3 protein-coding genes are annotated in these 1,135 nt (G+C 44.2%); 2 read left to right on the forward strand and 1 reads right to left on the reverse strand.

Annotated features, from left to right (window positions below; all coding sequences use genetic code 11):
• Positions 1 to 70 precede the first annotated feature (70 nt).
• Positions 71 to 355, forward strand: a complete 285-nt coding sequence (locus R7Q41_RS24245) for a ComEA family DNA-binding protein (protein ID WP_021449594.1) — start codon at positions 71 to 73, stop codon at positions 353 to 355.
• 90 nt (positions 356 to 445) lie between these two features.
• Here R7Q41_RS24245 and rrtA read toward each other — a convergent pair whose 3' ends face one another.
• On the reverse strand, positions 446 to 997 hold the full coding sequence (gene rrtA / locus R7Q41_RS24250) for a rhombosortase (RefSeq protein ID WP_169566740.1): 552 nt from the start codon (positions 995 to 997) through the stop codon (positions 446 to 448).
• A gap of 3 nt (positions 998 to 1,000) precedes the next feature.
• Here rrtA and R7Q41_RS24255 point away from each other — a divergent pair.
• The coding region (locus R7Q41_RS24255) for a DTW domain-containing protein (protein ID WP_318144735.1) at positions 1,001 to 1,135 on the forward strand (135 nt) is incomplete at its 3' end.

The following is a 1,135-nucleotide window of genomic DNA, read 5'->3' on the forward strand; positions in this document are numbered from 1 at the left end:
TGACGATGAGTGTTTGCCTACATTAGGGCGGATTATTTCAGAGCGTTAATTTGGAGTGTATATGTTCAATATGAAATGGATTTTAACCTTGTGTTTAGTGGTGTTCGCACCACTCAGTTTGGCCGCTGATACCAAGGCTGATAAATATGAAGGAATTGAAATTACGGTCAATATCAATACTGCTTCTGCAGAAGAGATAGCAACGATGCTGAAAGGTATTGGCGAAAAGAAAGCGCAAAGCATAGTTGACTACCGTACTGAGCACGGCCCATTTAAAACAGCAGCTGATTTAACCAATGTAAAAGGAATTGGTGAAGCAACAATCAAGAAAAACGAAGACCGCATTCTTCTATAAACGCGGGCTTCGACCATTGTATTCTTACTGAGTTTTCGTTTCCGGTTACTGCTTTCCCGAACCAAACCCTCTTTCGTGGTTCGGGATTTTTTATCCAAATATACGGCGATGGAATCCTTTCTCTACTAATGCCATACCTAAGCCTCCCATTGCACCAAACAGATGTGCATCAACAGCAACACGAGCGCCTATCATTGCAGCAGTGCTGGTTGAAGGGCCATAAAATTGCTCCCATGCGATTTTCGCAATAAGTCCGGCGACTAAGAGTAGGCTACTTCTTCTGTTTTCAATCACTTCTCTGAGAGCCCAAAAACCAAACAAACCGTGTAAGACGCCAGACAAGCCGACATAGACTGACATGCTAGTCAGTAAGTTCATTGCGCCGACAAAGGCACAAAGCAAAAGAAAAACAATCGAGAAGTTGCGTGCACTAGGACGGAATATAAACGCGATAACCCATAATCCTGCCAAGTTCATTCCAAGGTGGGCAAAGTTGGTATGCGTGAGATTTCCTGTTACGATTCGCCACCATTCACCATGACGTATGTTGTAAGCGTGCCATTCGGTGAGGCTCGCCATTGGTTCGAATTGTAGTACTAAGCAGATAACGCTGATGATGGTCAGCAATGTATAAAGGTTCACTCTATGTCTCGTTATTGTTCTCAGTGTGGAAAATCGCGCAAAGCCTGTATTTGCCAATGGATCGTACCGCTAGCAAGCGGGGTTGAACTTATCATTCTTCAGCATACGAGTGAAGCGCATCGTCCACTTGGTACGGCA

It is taken from the genome of Vibrio sp. 2096, assembly GCF_033339595.1.
GTDB lineage: Bacteria > Pseudomonadota > Gammaproteobacteria > Enterobacterales > Vibrionaceae > Vibrio > Vibrio alginolyticus.

Coding starts and splice junctions, on each gene's coding strand:
- R7Q41_RS24245 (WP_021449594.1), top strand. CDS start 71: ATGAAATGGATTTTAACCTTGTGTTTAGTGGTGTTCGCACCACTCAGT.